Genomic DNA, 23986 nt, shown 5'->3' with positions numbered 1-23986 from the left:
TCAATCAACTAGTGGTTGATGCTTGATAAAATAAGCTTATACTTATTAGTAATGTGGTAATTTGTCATAGGAAAGATGATAAGTAAAAATGATTAATGTATGATACCCTCTTTTGTGATATGATTAACAATAAAATTATTGGTATTAAGGCAATTATTTTGTTTATCTTTATTGTTTTTTAAAATTATTTATTATAAAATTATTGTAAAATTGAATAAATGCACTGTAATCGCGTCTTTATTGATTAAAATTGGTTCAAGGACTCTCGGCGAACATCTAATTTTATCTAATAAATCCATGCATGAGTGATCGATATTAAGGAATTTCCGTGACTTTAGATTCTTAATTGATATTGAGTATTCTTTTTAAAATGTTAATCTTTGATAAATATTGAAAAGTTTCTTGTTATTCATAGTAACAAATTTAAAATGGAGAATTTTTCATTCAAATCGTTGTTAATCTAAATAAGGGATATATTGCGCCATTTGCTACTGCAAACTAATAGGTGATAATGCTAATTGACTAATGTACTAAATGCTAAAATCTCTTCCCATTGGTCTTTGTTAATTTTGAATAAACCTAATAGAAGGACATTTCTATTATCTCTTGTTGATTATCTAATAAGTATTTTTCAAAATACTTATTTCCAGTATGAAACTGGTTAAAGCAGCTTACATACAAGATATTAATTAATGTAGCTGATTATTCTTTCATACTTGTATCTGTTTGCTGAAAAGAAAGAAAAAAATAGTATAATACTTTTATTATTTAAAAAATAAAATAGGAGAAAGAAAGATGGAAAATATAAATATTGAAAGAGTAGTCTCTGTCAATGAAAAAAACGCATATCAAAATTTAAAGAATTATGATAATGGTGAGTATGTTCCTCGAAATTATTTTAAAACAGAAGAGGTTCTCGAATACAGTGACTTTTCTTTAGAGGAAGAGTTGTTTTTAGATGATGATTTGTTAAATAAATATCTATTGTATGGGAAGATTATTAATTCAAGACATTCTAATTTTAAACCCGGAGAATACGCAGATAAACATAGTTATGAAGCGACTTTTTCAAAAAAGTGTTACTATAGTTCTGAACTAGAATTTATAGTTGAATTGTTTATTGCACATCACAATGTCCATGCTTTTATGGACGGGAATAAACGAAGTGCACTAAATTATTTTTTAGATTTAATGTACAAGTATACAAAATTCTATATAAAAGATGTCTTGAAAATACAAGATGGACAAATCTACTATCTGACAAATGAAATATCGAAAGATATATTTAAACAGATTATTTTAAATGAGGTGAAAAGAAAAGTGATTAAGAAAAATACAAAGTGTCAATTAGAGCATCTAATTCCGCGAGTTGAAATAGATGAAGAAACAGAATCCGCTAGTATTGCTCAAGCAGATAGAAGATCTAGCTTTACTTTAACAGATTTAGAAAAGGGACAATTCTTTTACCAACAATTAAAAAAGCCATATTTCCAGCGAGATACAAATGAGTGGAGTGTGGACAGAGTTGAAAAATTGATAGATACGTTTTTAGAAGATGGATTGATACCAGCCATAATTTTATGGGAGACAAATGATGGCGATACGCTGATTATTGATGGCGCACACAGGGTAAGTTCACTTATTGCATGGGTTAACGATGATTATGGGGATATTAATGTATCCTCATCTAATAATCATCATGCCTTATCAGAATACTTTAATCAAAGAATAGGGAATTATAGTACTATAAAAGCCAGCCAAGATGAAAAATATAAGACAATTAAGCAAGTCATTGCCAAAAAATCAATACCTCTCCAATGGGTTGCGGGCGACTACGATAAAGTAAAGGATTCATTTATTAGAATAAACGAGCAAGGGGTAACTTTGTCCAATGATGAAAAAGAACTAATTCAGAAAGATAAGTTACCTACCTCAAAATTAGCTAGAGCGATTTTATCTCATGGAACAGGACAAAATTCAAAATATAAAACAGAAAGTAATTTTAGAATATTTGAGTTGTTCTTTTTACCTACTTTAATAAAAGAAAACCTCGTCTACCCAATGCTTGGAGCTGTTGATGAAGATTTTGTAATTTCAAAGGTTTATAATGTTTTAAAAATAATTGATGAAGATCAAAGTGAGAGTGTTGCAGATTTAGAATCAGTTATTTTAAAATTTAGTAATTTCTCTCAAAATTTTCTCCAAATCAGTAACAAAGTATATTTTTATGGAGCAAATCAGCATTACAAAACTTCTTCTTTGTTTGGATTTACTTTGTTCACTAAAGAGCTAATGTCCGATAATGTACTATTAAATAAGTATTTAAAACATCGAAAACCATTTGAAGAATTTTTGGTTGAGAATGAAAGATTTGTTCAAGCAATTGCTAGAAAGAGACGCCAGTCTTCAAAAGCATATAGTGAGATATCGGACTATTACAAAACGGTGCTAGAAGCAATTACTTTGAATAACGAAAATTATATTTTTGAAAAATTTCCATACTTATCCAAAAATAAGTCCAAATTAACTCCGAGACAGATGGAGATCGATAGAAAATACAAAGTATTTCTTTCCGAAATTCCACGTTGTACTGTTTGTCAGGGTTATATTGATGGTCCAAAGGATGAAGATTTAGTACATGAATGTTGCAAAAACAATAATTAACAATAGTATTTTATGATGTGCAATAAATTTGTTTTGGCTAGCAATTTTTACTAACAAGCATCTAAAATTTGATGAATTCTGATGAAACTATTTGCCTTAAAAGTTTTCTACAAACATCCATAATAAAGATGACTTTTAAAATACGTAATGTTCAGAATTGTCTAACTAGATCTTAATATAGTTTGTAGAACTTCACATCTCTAAAATGTTAATCTTTATACATTATATATCGATATGTTTGGGCACTTCTAAATTTATTTTTGGGAGTGTCCTTTTATTAATGAACTTTAGCCAATTTAAGTCACTCAGCATAAGAAATAAAAAAACGGGTTTCTTTAAATGGTTAAAATAGATCTAGCGATAAAAATCTCCTGTTTAATAAATCGTATAAAGAAAAAAAGCGTATATAAAAAGTAAGAGAGCTAACTATGAATTAAATGAAATAAATGTATAAAAAAGAATTATATATGGTTGAATGAGAAAGGAAAGGCGTAAAAAGTTATTTATTGATAAATATCAAATGAACTTATTAAACAATTATTTGGGAAAATAAAAAAGTAAATATACTAACAAAAAAACACTTACTGAAAACAGTAAGTGAAAAATACGGTTTACCAATATGTCGATATGGATGTCAAGGAACTAGGTGAACCAATTAGTTGTATATCAAATTTCAATGAAGGTTCAATTTTTGAACTTGCATTGTGTAGCCTTAATGATAGGGCCCAACCTTCATCCATAGTTACTTTAATCGTATTTCCGTTTGGTTTAAGAGAAATATCGAAAATTTTAGTAGGTAATTTACGGCTTAATGATAGAGCTCTAGGACTAGCTTTATGAGGTCCATAATTTTGTGAAAGAGAATCATGTATATTGAAAGCTTGTATAGTTGTTCTTTTTTCACGTTCGTTAGCAATCACTTTATAAAAGTCTTTTCTTCCCAGAAGATATTCAACTAATTTGCTAGGAACATCAGGATAAAGATCAGCTAAACGAATTAATTCATCACTGAAGGCATTAAGTATAGGTATATAAATTAGTTCAGCTTTTTCTTGAGGTGTAGCAGCAATAGAGCTCCATGTAGGTCGTCGGTCTTTAGGAAGATCGGAAATGAAGCTGCTGAAATAATTGAATTGAGGTCTTACAACATTCCAATAATTGTCAGAGCAAGAGTATCCTAACCAGGACTTACCAAAATCGATTGTGGGAGATAATCTGGAATGTTTAAGTGCCGCATGATTATGCTTGCAAGAAATTCCGATTCTCCAATTTAAAGACAATTTCTCAATAACGATATCACTGACATCTCCAGCTGTACCCTTATTATCTTCTAAAATAGATAATCTAATTTCTTCATCTCCATATTTTAAATTAGGTTCAAAGCCACGAATCGTTTCAATACTTGCTAAAGCTGCACGTCTCATAGTCAGCTTTACTTCATGAGACAGCGAATTGAATTTATTTTCAGCAGTTCGAAAAGCTGGAGAAGGATTTAAAGTAACATTAAATCCTTCATTTGTTAAAACTTTAAAAAAATTTGTTAGAACAGCATATTCAAATGCTTTTCCGTTACTAGTTTGTATCCCTGGCATTATCAAGTACCCTCCTATTACTAATTCTTTAAGGTTATTGTCTCATAAAATAAATAAGTGGCCAAACAAATCATTGTATGTTAAAATGTTTCATATTAGTAAGAACAGCACTAATAAAGCGAAAAGAGGTAAGTTACATGAATAACATTAAAGAGTCTAAAATAACTCCAGAAGTTACGGATATCATTACTGATATTGAGATAGAAAAGAAATTTATATCCTCTTTAACACTTGACGAAGCAACCGTTCAGTCAGTACTAAAAGAAAAGATAGATGAAGAAAATTCAATAGTGTTAAAAAACACAACTAATGAAAACATTAAGTTTGAAAAAGAGTTGTTTAGTAATATTAATCATATAAATGGAGCTATAAATGTTGTGTCACTATTTAGTGGTGCTGGTGGTCTTGACTTAGGGGTGGAATTAGCAAACCTTGTTGTTGAATATGGGGAAAAAAAAGCTTACCAAATTTTTAAAGATAAAAGAAAGTTTGAAAAAAGTTTACTTAAACAAAATACAAGACTAAATGTGATTTATACAAATGATATTTTTGTTGAAGCAAATCAATCTTATCGAGCAAACTTTATGAATACTGTTGTGAGCGATAATAGGGACATAAGAAAGGTAGCTAATTTTCCAAAAAGCAACTTGATGTTGGGCGGGTTTCCATGTCCAGGCTTTAGCGCAGCAGGACCCAGACTATTAGATGATCCTAGGAATTTTTTGTATATTCATTATATTCGAGCCTTAATGCAATCAAATCCAGCGTTCTTTGTAGCAGAGAACGTCAAAGGTCTGATGACAATGGCGAATGGTCAAGTTTTGAATCAAATTGAACAAGACTTTAGTGCAGCAGGTTATAAAGTCTCCACACAGTTAGTCAACGCGCGTGATTATGGTGTACCTCAATCCCGTGAACGAGTTTTTATTGTTGGTGTTAGAAAAGATATAGTTGATACATACAATTTTGAGTATGCTTGTCCAAGTGCTACACATGGAACCTCCGAAAAACCTTGGGTTAACTTATATGATGCTATCGGAGATCTACCTTATGAAACTGATGATTATTACAGGGGTGATTATAGTTCAATGTATATGTCAAGGAATAGGAAGAAGACATGGAACGACCAATCATTTACAATACAAGCTTCTGGTAGACAGGCACCACAGCATCCTGCCGGCGAGCCAATGGAGCATGTAGGCAAAGATTTATGGGAATTTAGAGGTTCACAAAACAGAAGACTATCCGTAAGAGAAGTTGCGAGAATTCAAACATTCCCTGATTGGTACAATTTTTCTGATGGTAATAATGGAAATGCTACTCAAAACCACAGATTGAATCAACAGTATAAACAAATTGGTAATGCGGTACCTGTGTATTTAGGTGAGAAAATGGTACGTCCTATTATTGAATTTTTCCACAATCACCCAGAACTGCTAAAGCAATAAATGTATTTTAAAAAATGGATTATCTAAAAAAGATTCAATTTTTTCTAGTAATTATGCTGATTATGAACTGTTTACCGAGATTTGGTAAGCAGTTTTTTATTTTTACGTATGTTATAATGTTATGGCTAAAAAAACGTTGAAGAATCGTAATATAAATTGATAGTGAGAACTAATGATATTATTTTTTAGATCAGGTTGAACCTTAGAATGATTGCATTAGTGAATATGCTTTTTGTTATCAGAACAAATTTTAACGATCAGTGCAGATTTGCTGTTTTAAAACTCGTCTTGTTTCAATGTTAGTAAAAAATTCTATAAAAATTTTTTAACTTCAATTGTGAGCAAAGAATGAACATGGAAAGATATTAAGAACTTGTTAGATGTATTGAAATTTCAGTAGATAATAATTAGTTCATTTTGCTCTGTAACTTCGAATTTTACGCATTATATTAAAATAATTTAAGAGAAAAATTCAATAAGCGGTTAGATTACTTGCTTAAAATCTCTCCATAAGAAGTTCTTACATCAGTCATATTTACCAAATAATCAATACTAGTGTCATAATGACTTGCTAACTTTATCAACGTTTGAATAGGGATATCCAGCGCACCGTTCTCGTACCGAGAATACGTTGACTGTGAAACATTTAAAAGAGTAGCAATTTGGCGTTGGGTTAAATCGTTGTCTTCTCGCAAATCACGGATTCTCTGAAACATAGTTATCACCTCGATAACATTCTACTTTATGCGAAAAATGCATATTGACTTCTATGCGTTTTTCGCATAAAATAAGATTAGTTACGAGGATAAGGCTTTTTGTAATCTGTTAGATTGAGTAAATAATCAACGCTAGTAGAGTAAAAGTCTGCTAGTTTTATCAAGGATTGTGTCGGTATGTCTAGCTTTCCTGATTCATATCTAGAGTAAGTAGTTTGGCTAATGTTTAATAATTTAGAAAGTTGTGCTTGATTCAAGTCTTTATCTTCTCGTAAATCACGAATTCTATAATACATAAAATCACCTCACTTATATTTTAGGGGAGGAGATTTATGTTGTGACATTATATGCGATAAGCGCATAAAATAATTTGCTTTTAACAACACACCTTAGACTTTCCTAAAAGAACCAATAATAAAACTACAATCGTAGTAAACGAAAGGGGGAAAATTACTACGAGTTTACTACTTTATTTTCAGACCAAGTGTATTAAAAAGTTTTAGATTTTAGTTGATTTTCAACCAAACAATTATAAGGAGGAATTTATGTGAGAAAAAGATTGTGTTTGCTAGGGGTAGTTTGTTTTGTCAGTATCCTGTTTCTATCGGCTTGTTCCAATGAATCAAATCAAGGGGAGTCTGGCAGTAACGAAGGAAAAGTTTCGCTAACCATGACAGCCTGGGGAAATCCCGCAGAACAAGAAGTATATCAGCGAGCGATTGATGCCTATATGAAACAAAATGAAAACGTATCCATCGAACTTATTCCTGCTCCTGGTGATACGTATGCGCAGCAATTACTCACGCAGTTGCAAGGAAGTCAAGCTCCTGACTTATTTTATGTAGGGGAGGTACAAATGGCGCAACTGATTGCGACTGGACGATTGATTGAATTAACAGATTTCTTGGAATCAGAGGATAGCTATGTCAAAGTTGATGACTTTGCCTCAGGAATCTGGGGACCTGCTCGAAGAGGGGAGCAAATCTACGGTGTTTCTGTCGATTCGAATCCGATGTTGTTGTATTACAACAAAAAAGTGCTAGAAGAAGCAGGACTTGATCCTAACGAACCGCAAAAGTTATATGAATCTGGAAATTGGACCTGGGATAATTTCCAAAGGATAAATGAGACGGTCACTGCTAATGGAAAATATGGTCATGTCCTAGAAAATGGTGCACATCACTACTTCAGTTGGCTGTGGTCAAATGGTGGAGAAATGTATGGGGAAGATGGTTCGTTTATTTTACCTGAAAATGAACGAGGAATAGAAACCTTTGCTTATTTGACGAAAAATGTAGTTGACGGGAATTTTACCTATGCAGGGGCTTTGCCAGAGGGGCAAGGTGGGGATGCCATGTTTATGTCCAACCAAACAGCCTTTGTGTCAGCGGGACGGTGGTTTACACCAATGTTCAGCGAAAATGAGGCATTAGAATTTGATTACATTCCCTATCCTACTAATACAGGTGAACAAATCGAGCCTAGCTTTATTGCAACCGCGTATTTAGCAGTAGGTGATCATTCAAAAAATAAGGAAGAAGCGTTGCGCTTTCTATCCTATTATACTTCGGAGCAAGGACAACGGGATCGATTAGAAGATGAGGGGAATGCTGTTCCTTCTGTGACGACAGCAGATGACATCATTGAAAATGCCACGATACCTGAGCATGCCAACTATTTAATCGATGCCAGAGATATCGGTAAAGTAGAAGATAAACAGGCATTGGTTCCAGGACTAAGTGATCAATTAGAAAGTATTCTGGATCTACTCTTCTTAGGGCAGTTAGATCTTGATGAAGCTGTAGTACGCTTGGAAAACACAGCCAATGAATTGATCGAAGCCAATCAACCGTAGCAATACTTATTATATGAGGAGGTGGTAGGATGAGGAAAAGCACAACAAAATGGGCCTGGTTATTTCTAACGCCACAATTAGTGGGGCTCATCATTTTTTCTCTGATTCCTGTGGCAATAGCAATTGGCTTGAGCTTCATGTCATGGGATGGATTTGGTGCTCGGACGTTTGTAGGGATTCAGAATTATGTCAATCAATTTGCCAATCCTGATTTTTGGACAGCAACATACAATACATTTCTCTATACCTTATTCACTGTTCCGATCGGTCTGAGTTTGGCGCTGGTTTTAGCGGTCGTTTTGAATAAACGTACTGGAAAAAATGTGTATCGATTGTTCTTCTTCATGCCGGTTGTGACAAGCTCAGTCTCTGTGTCCGTCATGTGGATGTGGATTTTAAATGGTGATATTGGGATATTGAATCAGGTATTAGGGATGATCGGTATCCAAGGACCTAATTGGTTGACGGATACTCGGATCGTGATGCTGTCTATCGCTATGTTAAGTATCTGGTGGCAGCTAGGTTACAATATGGTGATTTTTTTAGCAGGTATTCAAAATATCTCCAAATCCTATTATGAAGCAGCAGAAATGGATGGTGCCAGTAAGTTGCAACAATTTTTTAAAATCACTTTACCGATGCTTTCACCAACCACATTCTTTCTATCCATTATGGCGATTATTAGTTCGTTTCAAGTGTTTGACCAAGCGTTTGTTCTTACTCGAGGTGGTCCGGGGAAAGCCAGTTATACACTTGTTTATCACATTTATCAGCAGGCCTTTATTGATTTTCGCTTTGGGTCAAGTGCAGCAGGCGCGGTTATCCTGTTTGTAGCGATTTTGGTTCTTACATTGATTCAATTTTATGCGCAAAAAAGGTGGGTTCATTATGAAGAATAAGAAAATTAGCGTAGGCAAATTGTGCTTACACGGATTACTAGCAATTGGTTCTTTTTTGATGGTCTTTCCTTTTCTCTGGACGATCGGCAGTTCCTTAAAAAACATGACACAGATTTTTGCAATACCACCTGTTTGGTTCCCGAATCCGATTGTTTGGCAAAATTACCTTGATTCATTGCAAGCGATGCCTTTTGGTCGCGCCTATTGGAACAGCTTCTACATTACGATCATCGTCGTTGTTAGTCAGCTTTTCACTGGATCGATGGCTGCTTATGCTTTTGCAAAGTTGAAATTTAAAGGCTCCGAGGCTCTGTTTCTGCTATTTTTAGCGACAATGATGATTCCTAAGCAAGTCACCATGATTCCATTGTATTTGATTATGGACAAGCTCGGCTGGTTAAACACGCATTTGCCATTGATCATTCCTGGTGCTTTATTTAACGCCTTTGCAGTTTTTTTATTGAGACAATTTATTCGAGGAATCCCCAAAGAATTAGAAGAGGCGGCAGTGATGGATGGTGCGAGCATCCCGCGTATTTATTGGAGTGTCATATTACCATTGATCAAACCGGCGCTTGCAGCCATGACGATCTTTATCTTTATGGGCACGTACAATAACTTCATGGATGCATTGATTTATCTTTCAACGCCTGAAAAATTCACGGTTCCTTTGTTGCTAAATAACTTTAAAGGACTCTATGTGACAAATTGGTCGTACATGATGGTAGGTGCCACGATTTCGGTGATTCCAATTATTCTGGTCTATTTGTTTGCCCAACGCTATATTATCGAAGGAATCACATTGACAGGGATTAAGGGATAGATAAAAAAGGATGATTAGTAAATGAAAATCAATCAACTGGCACAGTATTTAGAGTGGATAATGAAATTTGCGTACCTCAACATTCTCTGGCTAGGGTTTACCCTTTTAGGGGGTGGTCTCTTTGGATTTTTTCCAGCTACGATGACTAGCTTCATTCTGTTAAAGCGCTTCGTCATTGATGGTGAAACCGAATGGACAGCGCAGGACTTCTTTATTTGCTATAAAAAAGTATTTTTTCGTAGTAATAAGTTAGGATGCATCTGTTGGTTGATTCTCGGTAGCTTAGGGATCAATTCTCACATAGTTTTAACCTCCGAAGAGCCGCTGTTTATCGGTCTACGCATTCCCATACTATTAGCGATTATTGGTACTTTATCCATGCTTGTCTATGTGTTTCCTATCAGTGTTTATTGGGAAAGATCGATGTATCAGACCTTTTTTTCGGCAGGATGCTTTGCACTGGCATTTCCAGTTCAAACAGCTAAGGTCTTGGCTTTGCTTATTCTCATAGCGTGTATAGGGTTTCTTTTTCCGATGTTTCTGTTGTTTTTTTCTGGAAGTGTATCAATGTATCTAGTGTTGAAAAATTATGTCTTGCTACAGATGAAAATAGACAAACAATCGATGGAGTAAATGTTGCCAATAGGAAAATAGAAGATTGATTTTGCGAGGAAATATGAAAGAGATTGAGAGGAGCAAGTATATGGTTAAAATTACATTTATTGGTGCAGGAAGTACGATATTTGCAAAAAATGTGTTGGGGGATGCGATGCTGACCCCAAGTTTATCTGAGGCTGATATTGCATTATACGATATCAATGAACAGCGGCTTAGAGAATCGGAGCTAATGTTGAGAACGATCAATAAAAATGCCAATCATGATCGGGCAAAAATCCGAACCTATCAGAATCGCAAAGAAGCTTTAACCGACGCAGATTTTGTCATCAATGCAATCCAAGTAGGCGGCTACCAGCCATCTACAGTGATTGATTTTGAGATTCCCAAAAAATACGGTCTAAGACAAACCATTGGTGATACCATGGGGATCGGTGGGATTTTCCGCACCCTACGGACATTGCCAGTGATGCTAGAGTTTGCAAGAGAAATGGAGGAAGTCTGCCCTCAAGCTTGGTTATTAAATTACACCAATCCAATGGCGATGTTGACGATGGGGATTTTGAAAGGAACGAAAATTAAAACTGTTGGACTCTGTCATAGTGTGCAAGTTTGTGTGTCAGAGTTGTTTAAGCAACTTGGGATTTCAGAACAATATAATGCTAATGAATTTCAGTGGAAGATCGCCGGGATCAACCATATGGCTTTTTTACTGGAATTGACAAAAGATGGGAAAGATTTTTATCCAACAATCAGAGAACTAGCAGCAGCAAAACCACATCCTCATCAAGATTCGGTGCGTTTTGAATTGATGAAACGTTTTGGCTATTATATTACTGAATCTAGTGAGCACAATGCGGAGTATCATCCTTACTTTATTAAAAAATTGTACCCGGAATTAATCGATAGTTTCGATATTCCACTAGATGAGTATTTGCGCCGCTGTGAAAATCAAATTAGTGACTGGAATCAGATGAGGGAAAGTATTGTTATGAATGGGGAATTAACCCATACTCGCAGTAATGAATATGCGTCATATATTATGGATTCAATTGTAACTGGTACTCCTTCTGTTATCGCAGGGAATGTTTTGAATAAAGGCCTCATAACCAATCTTCCTGAAGACTGCTGTGTCGAAGTTCCCTGTTTAGTGGACAAGAACGGCGTTCAACCAACCTATGTAGGTCAACTACCTACCCAGTTAGCAGCGTTAAATCGAACAAACATCAACGTACAAGAATTAACAGTCGAAGCTGCATTGACATTGAACCGGTCGAAAATCTATCAAGCAGCTTACCTAGATCCGCATCTTTCTTCGGAACTCTCGCTAGAAGCAATTACTTGCCTAGTAGACGAATTAATTGAAGCCCATGCAGGTTATTTACCAGAGTACAAATAGAGAAAGTTCGGCTTTAGTCTATTGTTATGTTGCTGGAAGTTTATAAAAAGAAGCGAACTCAAAAATTGTAAAATAATTTTTGGGTTTCACTTCTTTTTTATTGTTATATTAGGAGTTATGTCACAAAGATGTTCACTTTGTTGATGAAATTTTTTTGTCCTTGCGTAGAAAATGGTCCAACACAAAAAGTTCGTTCAATAGAAAACCTGAGAAATTTTAGACCGAATCTTTCTTTTAATACTAATCTGAAATGATACGAAAACAAGTACTTCGTTATCTAATCACAGATCATTCATATGCAAAAGTATTATGTGGCTGAATATTGAGATTGACTAAGTATGGGGCTGCTATAGGAGGAAAGCGCAAGCGTCTCTAAAGAAACTTGATTACTTGAAAGAAAAGCTTTGTATTGATTTGGAGTAAATTCACAATTTTTTGAATATCTTTAGTTTTCCGAGATTCCCCTAAAAAGCTCATCTAACAGCTCTTAACCTTATATACATTTACATATCTAACTCTTATCTTTTCGCTTTTAGTTAGTTAAAACGCAAAAAATAAATGTGAATCCGAACTATTTTTAAATAATTAACCAGATAATCTTCCGATTGGAACGGTTAAATAGTGCATGATTGTTAGAAAAGAGAATAGGGAATGCAAGTTGTGATAAGTAAACTCATAAAAGAAGAATGCTAGAAAAGTAGAGAAAAAATAGGATTAATGAAATAATCGAGATCCTTAATTTTTAACAATTTTCGTAAACCATAAATGAATTGAAGGAAGCTTAGTGTGGGTGAAAGAATAATTACAAAAAAATATTGACTTAAAAAAATGGCTATGGTAATCTATAAACGAAAATAGTGGGAACGTTTCCAAAATGCATCTTCGTTAAATTTTTATTTTTTTAGACGAAAATGGAAACGTTTCTAAAATGTATTGGGAGGAGATTGAATTGGAAAAGACATTGGGACCAGGTGGTGAGATAAGGGCGGTACAACGGGATAAAAAAAATATCTCGAAGTGGGAAAAATTAAAGAAACAGTTGCGGCGTGATAAGTGGATGTACTTGTTGCTCTTACCAGGTATCATCATGACGTTTATCTTTAAGTATGTGCCAATGTACGGTGCTGTGATTGCATTTAAAGACTATAATCCTATGCTAGGAATTTTGGAAAGTCCTTGGGTAGGGCTAGATCACTTTAGGGAATTTATCAGTTCACCAAATTTTACGCTTTTGCTGAGCAACACATTAAAAATTAGCATTTATGGTTTATTGTTAGGTTTTTTTCCACCAATTATTTTAGCACTGAGTTTGAATCAAATTATCAATAAAAAAATAAAACAGAAAATCCAGTTGATTCTATATGCGCCGAATTTTATCTCAGTAGTTATTATCGTGGGGATGCTGTTTTTGTTCCTATCCGCAAATGGACCTATTAATGGGTTAGTAGAAAAGGTTACGGGGCAACCAATTATGTTCATGTCTAATCCAGCTTATTTCAGAACGATTTATATTTTATCGGGAATTTGGCAAGGAATCGGCTGGTCATCCATTCTTTACACCGCGACGCTGGCGGGAGTCAGTACCGATTTATATGAGGCAGCAAATATCGATGGGGCAAATATTTTACAAAAGATTTGGCATATCGATTTGCCTGCATTGAGGCCTGTGATGGTGATCAGCTTCATCTTGGCCGCCGGCGGTATTATGAATGTAGGATATGAAAAAGCCTACTTGATGCAAACTTCAATGAACATCCCTGCCTCAGAAATCATTTCCACTTATGTATACAAAGTCGGCTTGCAATCAGGTGATTATGCCTACTCTGCTGCTGTTGGTCTGTTCAATATGATTATTAATGTCGTTTTATTACTGATTGTCAACAATATAACCAAGCGGCTAAACGATGGTCAAGGCTTGTAATGAAAGGAGAAAATTATGAATAGTGCTTTATCAAAAATCGACCGTCAAATCTTATGGTTGAATCGAGTGATTGTAACTTTTTTAATCGTCATCACCATTGTTCCGCTGATTTATGTACTGGTAGCTTCTTTTATGGACCCAGCTACTTTGATCAATAAAGGTATAAGCTTCAATCCGAAAGATTGGACAATACAAGGATATCAACGGGTATTTGCAGATGATTCCATTTTACGCGGTTTCGTAAATTCGTTGTTTTACTCTTTTAGCTTCAGCTTATTGACTGTATTTATTACGATGATCACTGCGTATCCTTTATCTCGACCTAACTTGGCTGGGAAAAAGATTATTATGACTTTTTTTGTCATTACAATGTTCGTTGGTGGCGGCTTGATACCTACCTATTTATTGGTAAAGAACTTGGGCATGTTAGATAGTGTATGGGCGATTATCATACCAGGTGCTATAAATGTGTGGAATATTATCTTAGCGCGTACCTATTTTAGTGCTTTGCCAAAAGAACTTTCTGAAGCTGCTACTATCGATGGCGCCAATGACTTGCAAATACTGTTCAAAGTCATGCTTCCATTAGCTAAACCAATTATGTTCGTATTGTTTTTATATGCCTTTGTTGGGCAATGGAACTCATATTTTGATGCCATGATCTATATCAAAGATCCCGACTTACAGCCGTTGCAACTCGTATTAAGAAATATTTTGATCCAAAACCAACCCTCACAAGACATGGTGGGAGCCAATACAGCCATGGCAGAAATGAAACAAATTGCTGAGTTGATCAAATACGCAACGATTGTCATTTCTAGTCTGCCATTAATCATAATGTATCCTTTCTTCCAAAAATATTTTGATAAAGGTGTTTTAGTTGGTTCTGTTAAAGGATAAGTATTGTTCACTATTTGTATGAATAAAAATTATAAAGGAGATTTTAAGATGAAAGCAAAATGGATGCTGCCAATCGTTTTTACTTCCGTACTAATTTTGGGGGCTTGTGGAGGCTCAAAAGAAAAGAGTACATCAAGCCCTGATTATGAACTAGAAAATGTCTCTTTTCCATTGAAAGAAAAAGTATCTTTAAAAATGATGTCTCAAAGTGCCCCTTTGGCTCCCAATGATCCTAATGACAAATTGATTTTCCAACGGTTAGAAGAAGAGACCAATCTCCATATTGATTGGACAAACTACAGTAGTGATTTTGCCGAAAAAAGAAATTTGGATATCGCTAGTGGGGATTTACCAGATGCCATCTTCAACGCCGCTGCAGGTGACTATGATTTATTAAACTGGGCGGAAAGTGGCGTTATTGTACCGATTGAAGATTTGATCGAAGATTATATGCCAAATCTGAAGAAAATTTTTGATGAAAACCCCGAATACCGACAAATGTCTACTGCACCTGATGGTCACATTTACTCTATGCCTTGGATTGAAGAATTAGGCGAAGGAAAAGAGTCGATTCATACAGTAAATGGGATGGCTTGGATCAACAAGGAGTGGTTGGATAATTTGGGTCTTGAAATGCCGCAAACCACTGATCAGTTGATGACTGTGTTGGAGGCTTTCAAGACGCAAGATCCAAATGGTAATGGTGAAGCAGATGAAATTCCTTTTAGCTTTATTAACAATGGAGGAAATGAAGACTTAAAATTTTTAATGGGGGCATTCGGTCTAGGTGATAATGATGACCACTTAGTCGTTGATAACGATGGCCAAGTACAATTTACTGCTAACAAAGAAGGGTATAAAGAAGCCATCAAATATTTCAACGAAATGAATAATAAAGGTCTTATTGATAAAGAGGCTTTCGAACAAGATTGGAATACGTATGTTGCCAAAGGGAAAGAACATAAGTATGGCGTGTACTTTACTTGGGATAAAGCAAATATCACGGGTGCAGATGATAGTTATGACGTCTTGCCAGTCTTAGCGGGACCAGATGGAACGAAACACGTTACTCGTACGAATGGCATGGGTTTCTCAAGAGATCGTTTCGTAATTACTAGTGCGAATAAAAACTTGGAACTTACAGCTAGGTGGATAGATAAAATGTATGAACCGTTACAGTCTGTCCAAAATAACTGGGGAACCTACGGTGATGAAGCACAGGCGAATATTTTTGAATTAAAGGATGGTATGTTAAAACATTTGCCTTTAGAGGGGACAGCACCGGGGGAACTAAGACAAAAAACCGAAGCTGGAGGACCATTAGCGGTTCTTGATTCTTATTACGGCACAGTCACTACTATGCCAGATGATGCGAAGTGGCGTTTAGATTTGATGCATGACACGTATTTGCCATATATTACAGAAGACAATATCTATCCACGTGTCTTTTTAGAAAAAGAAGAAACAGATCGATTAGCAAAAATTGAAACAGATATGTGGGATTACATCTATCGCAAAAGAGCAGAGTGGATCACCGGCGGTAAAATCGATGAAGAATGGGAAGAATACCTTGCTGAATTGGAACGTGTAGGTTTGGAAGAATGGATTCAAATAAAACAAACTGGCTATGATAATTTTTTGAAGGGAGCACAATAAGTGTTAGTAGAAGAAACGGCGATTTTGGATAAAGCAAATCGATTTATTGAAATGATGCGAGGAAAAGTTAACCCTCAGTATCGACAAAACTATCATTTTTCCGCACCCATCGGGTGGATAAATGACCCCAATGGGTTTATATATTACAAAGGGCATTACCATCTCTTCTATCAATACTATCCTTACGATAGTCGATGGGGGCCCATGCATTGGGGGCATGCGCGCAGTAGTGATTTGGTCCATTGGGAAGATCTACCAGTAGCGTTAGCCCCAGATCAACCTTATGACAGCGGCGGGTGTTTCTCAGGAAGTGCAATTGAAAGAGACGGAAAACTATATTTATTTTATACAGGCTGTCAAGAAATTGATGGTATTAGCCATCAGCATCAATGTTTGGCGGTCTCTGAAGATGGTATTCATTTTAGCAAATACAGTGGTAATCCTGTGGTAGCAGAAAAACAGCTAGGTGAAAATGGGCTGATACAAGAATTTCGTGATCCTAAAGTAATTGTTCACAACGATGCTTACTATATGGTAGTAGCTACTAAATCTACACAGTCTACTGGTAGAATAGTGATGTTTCAATCGTCAGATTTGTATACTTGGCACTTTTACTCTGTGTTGCTAGAAGGGACTTCAGAGCAAGGAATAATGTGGGAATGTCCTGATTTATTCCATTTAGACGGACGAGATGTCTTAATCATGTCTCCGATACAAATCAAGAAGAACGGACTGGAATATCATAATATCAGTTCTACCATGGCTTGTATTGGTGAGGTAAACTGGGAAACAGGTCAGATGATAGTTGATAATTTCCATGAAATGGATTTTGGAATGGATTTTTATGCACCACAAACAACAACAGATCCTAATGGTGGACGGGTGATGATTGCTTGGATGCAGATGTGGGATCGTACATTGCCTACACATGAGTTAGGCCATCTTTGGGCAGGCTCTATGAGTTTGCCCCGAGAGTTAAGAGTGAAAAAAAATCGATTGGTACAAAAGCCCATCTCAACTGTATATAGTCATTTAGTTTATCAACAAGGCAGTGAAAATATCGCAGTGACTGACACATCAGTCGTATTTCGAAACGCACTGTCGGATTCTTCATATTTACATCTAGTCGCAGATTTGGAGAAAGCAGAAGTTTTTACAATTGAATTACTGCGGTCTAAGACGGATTGTCTCAAACTAACTTATGACACTGCTAAACAGGTTTTTGAATTGGATCGTCAGAAACTAGGAAGAGAGCTTACAGGGGCGGAAGAAGAATCTCTGAATGTCCGAAAAGTTGAAGTACCTTTGATTGATAATCAGCTCGTTCTTGAGATTTTTAGAGATACCTCATCAGTTGAAGTCTTTATTAATGGTTTAGAAGTTATGACGGCTACTTTTTATGAGCTGGAAAAAGCTCGAGATATCTTGTTTCATTCGATTGGAGAAAGTCGTATTCAAGCTTTTGAAACAGCGAGTGTGAAATAAATGTTTGATTGCTTAGGCGGTGTATCAATTATTTAATAGGTTTTGAAGGATAATATTTTTAGAAAAGAACAGATAGCTAGATTTCCCATGGCTTTGCTATTAGTATTTTGAAAAAATTAGTAATTTATGACAAAATTCATTATACTAAACTTGTGCAGAAATGTGAGGGATCAACTATGAAAGCAACAATGAAAGATGTCGCAAAATTAGCAGGTGTCGGAGTAGGAACTGTTTCCCGGGTATTGAATAACGGCTCTGTTAAAGCTTCTACTAGAGAAAAAGTTGAAGCAGCAATGACAGAGTTAAACTATCAACCAGATTTTTACGCCCGGGGGTTAAAGATGAAGCATACGAACACGGTTGCTTTGATTCTACCCACTGTATGGCATCCATTTTTTGGCGAATTTGCCTACCATGTAGAAACAGCATTAGAAAGACAAAACTACAAGCTTTATTTGTGTAACTCCAGTGGGAATAGTGAAAAAGAACAAGAATATATCCAGATGGTCAGCCAAAATAAAGTAGATGGCATCATTGGAATTACTTATTCAGATATCGATGAATACATTTCGAGTAATCTGCCTTTTGTTAGTATTGACCGTTATTTCACTGAAGAGGTGATTTATGTGACCGCTGACAATGCGGCCGGTGGACGTTTGGCTGCAAATGAACTTTATCGCCGAGGATGTCAGAATGTAGCATATATCGGTGGGTACCAAGAAACACCGAATGAAACGAAGAGTCGTCGAAAATATTTTGAGATTGAGTGCCGTCAATTGGGGATTTCCTATAAAGCGTTAGATATGTTAGAACCTTTAGACCATCTCTCAGAACGTGTAACAAATTTTTTGTTAGAGAATCCCGATATCGATGGTATTTTTACGATCAACGATCCAATGGCATTAGCTGTCATTGATATGCTTGAAAAAATAGGGAAAAACGTACCAGAGGATGTCCAAGTTATCGGATTTGATGGTCAAAAGATGACAGAAGGAGATCCTTATCTAGTCTCAACGATTGCCCAACCTACAAAGCAAATGGCGGAAGTGGCAGTGGCAAAATTAATTGCTGTCATTAATGGAGAGACAGTAGAAAAACGTACCGTATTGCCGATTGAATTTGGCGAAGGTGGCACAACGAAACCTTTAGTGAGAAACGATTTTGCTTAGTGCAAATACGTTTCTTTTTTTGAAAATGAGTGAATGAAAGGTGTAGATAAAATGTTATATGGCGGGATAGAAGCTGGTGGAACAAAGTTTGTCTGTGGGATTGGTAACGAACAATTACAAGTGATAGAACGGAAAAGTTTTCCTACCACAACACCAGAAGAAACGATGAAGCAAGTGTTTGATTTCTTTGATAAGTACAAAGGAAATATCGCATCAATTGGTGTAGGATCATTTGGGCCTATTGATATTCAAATCGAATCAAGAACTTACGGATATATCACCAATACCCCGAAGTTAGCTTGGCAAAATTATCATTTTGTAGGAGCTTTGGAAAACGCCTTGTCGGTTCCCATCTATTGGACTACCGATGTAAATGCTGCTTGTTATGGAGAATATATGGCAGGGTATGGAAAAGGTAAAAATAGTGTTCTTTATTACACCGTTGGTACTGGTGTTGGTGGTGGTGCTGTAGTCGATGGAAAAATAGTCACAGGTTTCAGTCATCCTGAAATGGGACATATGCTCTTACAACGTCATAATGAAGATCAATTTGAAGGAATCTGTCCTTTTCATCATGATTGTTTGGAAGGGTTAGCCTCAGGCCCCGCGATTGAAAAACGCTTTGGAAGAAAAGCCCAGACCATTTCATTTGATCATCCTTATTGGGCGATTGAGGCAGATTATCTTGCTCAGTGTGTGTATAACACAACTTTACTATATGCACCGGAAGTAATAATTTTAGGTGGGGGTGTAATGAAACAGCCGCAACTACTCGAGTTGATTCGCCAAGCGTTTAAAGAAAAAATGGGTTCCTATGTGGATATCCCTGCTCTTGAAGAATACCTACTAACTCCAATGCTTGCTGACGATGCAGGTTTGATCGGCTGCTTAGCTTTAGCAATAAAGAAGTTCGAACAATAGCAGCATGTTAAAGAACGTGTGAGAGAGTTTTTATAGCAGTTAGGATAGATAAAAAGGTTAACTAAAATGAGAGCTAGTAAAAAGGATGGCTAATAATAGATGTTCATATATATTTTTTGCGTAATCGAATGTCGCAAATAAGAATTTTTTCTTTCGTTCTATACTATTGTCTAGTTGCCTCAAATTGCTTCTTAATGCTTGGGTTTTGTTTTATCATAGATATTCAGTATAGAAATACACGATGTGAAAATCTATTATTCTTCTCGGTAGTTTATTGCTTCTAGTTGGGATGATTGCGTAGAAACTTAACGTCAGTTAAAGCGCGTCACGAATAGTAGTAACGAGAACTAATGAGACATTAGAATGTTATAAGAAACCCGTCAGAAGAGTCTGCCTGACGGGTTTTATAATTATTAGAAGGCTTGCTATTCCTCACATCTCCGCAATCTTCCTTACGGTATTGATGGTCCGGATCGTAATCTGCTTGCCGACGCTGGTGCTGGCTGTTTTTTTCCACCAATTGGTTTTTTGATAGTCTTTGCGGATGTAGGACCAGAAAACGACGTCTTTGTAAGGGAAAACCTGTTCAAGGTCGGCATTTGGAGCCCCGAGTTTTTCAGATAACACCTCGTAGGTCAGTGAAGGCATCAAAAAGATCAGGTTGTCATAGATGGTTTTATCTTCCGTTCCTGACCAGTCAGGTATATGGGTCAAGCGTTCCTGCAGGTCTCTTTGGCGAATGATATAAATAGCGATATCAAAGGAAAAGTACCGTTTGATCATTGCTTTAATCATTTCGGCAAGGGCTTGTGGATCATCCCCTTCACTGGAAAAAATCACATTGCCGCTATTCAAATAAGTGACCACATTGCTAAACCCCAGTTCTTCAAAACCGGCTTTCAATTCTTTCATAGAAATTTTATTTTTTCCACCGACATTGATGCCTCTTAATAAAGCGATATATCGTTGCATGGCTAGACCCTCCTTTAAAACGCTTCTTATAGCTGATTATAGAATGGATGGAGCGGAAGCACAATCCTGGCTTCTCAGAAACAAATAAGCGCTCATCGTTAAACGCTTCGCAATGTACCTCGTAAAAAGTTTTATATTGTTTATCAGATACCTACAATATTCGTTTGTGGGTATCTGTTTCATTACTTGGTTTAGCTAGAATGATTCAATCTTAAAGGACCAATCAATCGCATTTGATTGAAGAGGAGTTGAAGATAGATTCTTCCTTTACGAAGTGGAGAAGGCAGAAATTTTTCGCTTTTTTTATCGAAGGATGGCGACAAAAGAAGTAAGGAGAACGACCGAGTCTGTCGTGTTGCTCCTTTGAATATAAATTATAATTAGAGTACTAGTGTTATAAATAATAATCATTAAAAGGTCCTAGAAAATATTCCTGTGCATCATTTCACGAACGTTAAAAAGGGCGAGTAAATGGTTGATCCACTTGGGAGAGAAATGGAGGGAAAACATGAAGAAAAAACTAAAGATTTCCGTTCGTAGTGTGGTTGCGGGGGTATTGATCCTGTTTATGTTAGGAATTGGAACGGGCTACGCATTAGTGAATTACTTTGGTGTGACCAGTTATACAGAAGATACTGATAGTCCAAATGTAGAAAAAGTTTATGAGAAGAGCAATGAGGTAGTAATCTCAGACATTAAACCAAAAAGAGACGGAAAGTAAGAGGAGTAGAAAATGAAAAAAAGGGTAAAATTATTGAGTTGCTTATTTGCTGGGATGATTTTTTCCGAGAGTGCTCTTGCACAAGAAGTATCGGTAAGTGATGAGACTTTGAGTACGATGCAATCTTCTCAAAGTGAAACGAGTCAGTCTGTGATGGATTCAAGTGTCTCTACGGAGTCGGAAAATGTACAGACGTCAGAAGAAGGAACCCACGATTCTATACATATAGAGAAAAAGCAATCTAAAACGAGCACAAGCAATATGAGTGATGGTAAAACCACTTCATCCGTGAAAGACAATGCTATCGGCTTTGATTTCGCTTCGATATTTACGAATGAAACAAGTGGCGATCTGGCGGATACAGCTGTAGGGGATATTATTGTCCGTACGATCACTATGAGTAATCATTCTGCATCTGTGATGGGGATCAATGTGCGAAGTAGTATTGAAAGTGCTAAAAGTCAACAAAGTAGCGTCCCAACAGTTAAAGAGATCGGGGTGGAAACGCTGACTTCGTTATCTGGATCAGAAGAGGTCAATCAAAATAACTATGATAACGCGCGTGACTTTAAATTATTGCCTGGAGATACGATCACTCTCGTTCAAAAATACGAAATTATCTCACCAACCGGGATCGACAATTGGCGGGGTGGGGTGAGTTCTCTAAGCAATAACTATGAGGTCTATGCGTATTCTTTTAAGGATGGCACTTTCTCAGTTGACGCAACAGGCTTCATCAATGCAGAACTGGTAGATAGTGAGCAGCAAAATGCTTCGTACTTTATCAAATCAGCAGAGCCTGAGTTGTCTGTCGAAAAGTCAGTGACCAATTTGACGGGTAAGGGTTTTTATGTCGGAGACCGTTTAGAATATCAAATCAAAGTGACGAACACTGTTGAACGTTCAATGCTGGTGTCAGGTGTAATGACGGATCAATTGGATCAATACCTCACTAGCCCTACTGATATCAAATTAACCTATAGCGATGGCACGGTAGAGCATGTGGCAGTAGAAGAAGTGTATGACCAATCGACGCATGAACTGAATGTACCGATTACTAAGAGATTGGTCGGCGGCGATTCTGTTGTTGTTTCTTTCGAAACAACAATCAACGATGGTGCAGTGGGAGAAACGGTTGAAAATACAGCCTATGTCGATGGTAAGGGACTTGTGGGTGGCTATACTTCTGCCGATTACATTTTTGATACGGCACAAGGAACAATTTCTGAAATTTTAACGCAGGTTGATGGAACGGAAAATAAAGATGTGCCAACAGCTTCTGATTACTTGTCATTGATTCCGGATGCTGAAGATACTGTTTCGACGGATGAAGTGAAGAAAATCGTCCATTTTGTCGATGAAGAGGGCAATGAATTAGTTGCGCCAGCTGAGGTATCCAGTGGGGAGCTAAAGAAAATTGAAAATGGACCAACCGGCACCATTACCTATGAACCTGAAACGGGAACGCTGGGAGCTGTACCAGTAGCAGATATTCCTAATTGGGAAATAAAGGAATTACCGCAAGAAGTTTTTGAAGAACAAACAGTCAAATTTGGAGACGATGACTTGCATTATAAGGTAGTTTATATGCATCATAAGACTATTTCCACGGATAGCGTCAAAAAAATCGTTCGCTATGTTGATGAAGAAGGCAATGAACTGGCACCAGCGACAGTACTCAATAGCGATGAGCTTAAAAAAATCGTGGATGATGTAACGGGCGCTGTTAGTTATGAACCAGAAAGTGCTAGTTTAGGGCATGATCCATTACCTAAGCTTGCAAATTGGGAAGTAAAAGACCTTCCAGAAGAAGTGTTACAGGACCAGGTTGTCAGGTTTGGTGATGAAGATTTAGAATTTACCGTTGTTTACCGTGAACGTCCGACAGAAACCAGTACGTCTGAAACAGAGACGAGCACGACAGAAACTAACACATCAGAAACAGAAACGAGCACGACAGAAACCGGTACGTCTGAGACAGAAACCAACACGACAGAACCTAGTACATCAGAAACAGAAACGAGTACTTCAGAATCTAGTAGTTCTACGACGGAAGATACGGCATTAAGCAGTTCAAAAAATGAGACAAAAGACACGACACAAACGAGGGATTCTTCCTCAGATGCTAAAAAGCTACCAGCTACTGGAGAAAGATTGACACCTGTTCTAACGATTGCAGGTATTGTTATTTTGGGATTAGCTATAAAGCTCAAATGGAAATAAGTGAGTA

General features: G+C 36.5%; 19 protein-coding genes. 15 read left to right on the top strand and 4 right to left on the bottom strand.

Annotation, left to right across the window (positions count from 1 at the left end):
- Positions 1–795: 795 nt before the first annotated feature.
- A complete protein-coding gene (locus tag IGJ44_RS16390) occupies positions 796–2664 on the top strand; it encodes a GmrSD restriction endonuclease domain-containing protein (RefSeq protein WP_016608584.1) in 1869 nt (622 codons plus the stop codon).
- 611 nt (positions 2665–3275) lie between these two features.
- Here the strand turns inward: IGJ44_RS16390 and IGJ44_RS16385 are convergent.
- Complete coding sequence (locus IGJ44_RS16385; RefSeq protein ID WP_167827253.1) at positions 3276–4256, bottom strand: HaeIII family restriction endonuclease; 981 nt, start codon at positions 4254–4256, stop codon at positions 3276–3278.
- A 137-nt stretch (positions 4257–4393) separates the two neighbouring features.
- On the opposite strand from IGJ44_RS16385, the gene IGJ44_RS16380 reads away from it, so the two are divergent.
- Positions 4394–5704: a DNA cytosine methyltransferase gene (locus IGJ44_RS16380; protein WP_240934923.1), complete on the top strand. Its 1311-nt coding sequence runs from the start codon at positions 4394–4396 to the stop codon at positions 5702–5704.
- A gap of 488 nt (positions 5705–6192) precedes the next feature.
- Here IGJ44_RS16380 and IGJ44_RS16375 read toward each other — a convergent pair whose 3' ends face one another.
- Both IGJ44_RS16375 and IGJ44_RS16370 read right to left on the bottom strand, forming a co-directional pair.
- On the bottom strand, positions 6193–6420 hold the full coding sequence (locus IGJ44_RS16375) for a helix-turn-helix domain-containing protein (RefSeq protein ID WP_016608579.1): 228 nt from the start codon (positions 6418–6420) through the stop codon (positions 6193–6195).
- Positions 6421–6497: 77 nt separating this feature from the next.
- Complete coding sequence (locus IGJ44_RS16370) at positions 6498–6716, bottom strand: helix-turn-helix domain-containing protein (RefSeq protein ID WP_167827251.1); 219 nt, start codon at positions 6714–6716, stop codon at positions 6498–6500.
- Between the two features lie 251 nt (positions 6717–6967).
- On the opposite strand from IGJ44_RS16370, the gene IGJ44_RS16365 reads away from it, so the two are divergent.
- The 11 genes from IGJ44_RS16365 to IGJ44_RS16315 all read left to right on the top strand — a co-directional run bounded on the left by IGJ44_RS16365 (position 6968) and on the right by IGJ44_RS16315 (position 20063).
- Positions 6968–8275: an extracellular solute-binding protein gene (locus IGJ44_RS16365; protein WP_167827250.1), complete on the top strand. Its 1308-nt coding sequence runs from the start codon at positions 6968–6970 to the stop codon at positions 8273–8275.
- Between the two features lie 29 nt (positions 8276–8304).
- The gene (locus tag IGJ44_RS16360) at positions 8305–9174 is read left to right on the top strand and encodes a carbohydrate ABC transporter permease (protein WP_016608577.1); all 870 of its coding nucleotides are present in this window, start codon (positions 8305–8307) and stop codon (positions 9172–9174) included.
- Positions 9164–9997 carry a carbohydrate ABC transporter permease gene (locus IGJ44_RS16355; protein ID WP_167827249.1) on the top strand — a complete coding sequence of 278 codons (834 nt, stop codon included), beginning with the start codon at positions 9164–9166 and terminating at the stop codon, positions 9995–9997. Before IGJ44_RS16360 ends, IGJ44_RS16355 begins: the two co-directional genes overlap by 11 nt.
- Before the next feature lie 21 nt (positions 9998–10018).
- Positions 10019–10630: a DUF624 domain-containing protein gene (locus IGJ44_RS16350; protein WP_142968616.1), complete on the top strand. Its 612-nt coding sequence runs from the start codon at positions 10019–10021 to the stop codon at positions 10628–10630.
- Between the two features lie 70 nt (positions 10631–10700).
- Positions 10701–12011, top strand: a complete 1311-nt coding sequence (locus IGJ44_RS16345) for an alpha-glucosidase/alpha-galactosidase (RefSeq protein WP_167827248.1) — start codon at positions 10701–10703, stop codon at positions 12009–12011.
- A gap of 928 nt (positions 12012–12939) precedes the next feature.
- The gene (locus tag IGJ44_RS16340) at positions 12940–13932 is read left to right on the top strand and encodes an ABC transporter permease (RefSeq protein ID WP_005233042.1); all 993 of its coding nucleotides are present in this window, start codon (positions 12940–12942) and stop codon (positions 13930–13932) included.
- Between the two features lie 15 nt (positions 13933–13947).
- Entirely contained in the window at positions 13948–14832 is an 885-nt protein-coding gene (locus IGJ44_RS16335) for a carbohydrate ABC transporter permease (protein WP_167827247.1), read from the top strand.
- Positions 14833–14880: 48 nt separating this feature from the next.
- Complete coding sequence (locus IGJ44_RS16330; protein ID WP_002323465.1) at positions 14881–16488, top strand: ABC transporter substrate-binding protein; 1608 nt, start codon at positions 14881–14883, stop codon at positions 16486–16488.
- Entirely contained in the window at positions 16489–17973 is a 1485-nt protein-coding gene (locus tag IGJ44_RS16325; RefSeq protein ID WP_034869507.1) for a glycoside hydrolase family 32 protein, read from the top strand.
- 176 nt (positions 17974–18149) lie between these two features.
- Positions 18150–19142, top strand: a complete 993-nt coding sequence (locus IGJ44_RS16320) for a LacI family DNA-binding transcriptional regulator (protein WP_015510589.1) — start codon at positions 18150–18152, stop codon at positions 19140–19142.
- Positions 19143–19193: 51 nt separating this feature from the next.
- Positions 19194–20063: an ROK family protein gene (locus tag IGJ44_RS16315; RefSeq protein WP_074536269.1), complete on the top strand. Its 870-nt coding sequence runs from the start codon at positions 19194–19196 to the stop codon at positions 20061–20063.
- A gap of 432 nt (positions 20064–20495) precedes the next feature.
- On the opposite strand, the gene IGJ44_RS16310 is transcribed toward IGJ44_RS16315, so the two are convergent.
- Positions 20496–21035 (bottom strand): DUF1697 domain-containing protein, encoded by a 540-nt coding sequence (locus IGJ44_RS16310; RefSeq protein ID WP_074536268.1) that lies wholly within the window; start codon positions 21033–21035, stop codon positions 20496–20498.
- A gap of 508 nt (positions 21036–21543) precedes the next feature.
- Between IGJ44_RS16310 and IGJ44_RS16305 the strand changes: the two genes are divergently transcribed.
- Positions 21544–21756 (top strand): hypothetical protein, encoded by a 213-nt coding sequence (locus IGJ44_RS16305; protein WP_074536266.1) that lies wholly within the window; start codon positions 21544–21546, stop codon positions 21754–21756.
- A gap of 12 nt (positions 21757–21768) precedes the next feature.
- Entirely contained in the window at positions 21769–23979 is a 2211-nt protein-coding gene (locus IGJ44_RS16300; RefSeq protein WP_074536264.1) for an isopeptide-forming domain-containing fimbrial protein, read from the top strand.
- Positions 23980–23986: the final 7 nt, after the last annotated feature.

Origin of the sequence: Enterococcus sp. DIV1368d, assembly GCF_050542975.1 — a bacterium.
Lineage (GTDB): Bacteria > Bacillota > Bacilli > Lactobacillales > Enterococcaceae > Enterococcus_D > Enterococcus_D casseliflavus.
The sequence above is the reverse complement of the archived record's forward strand: the minus strand, read 5'-3'. Positions and strand labels throughout refer to the sequence as shown.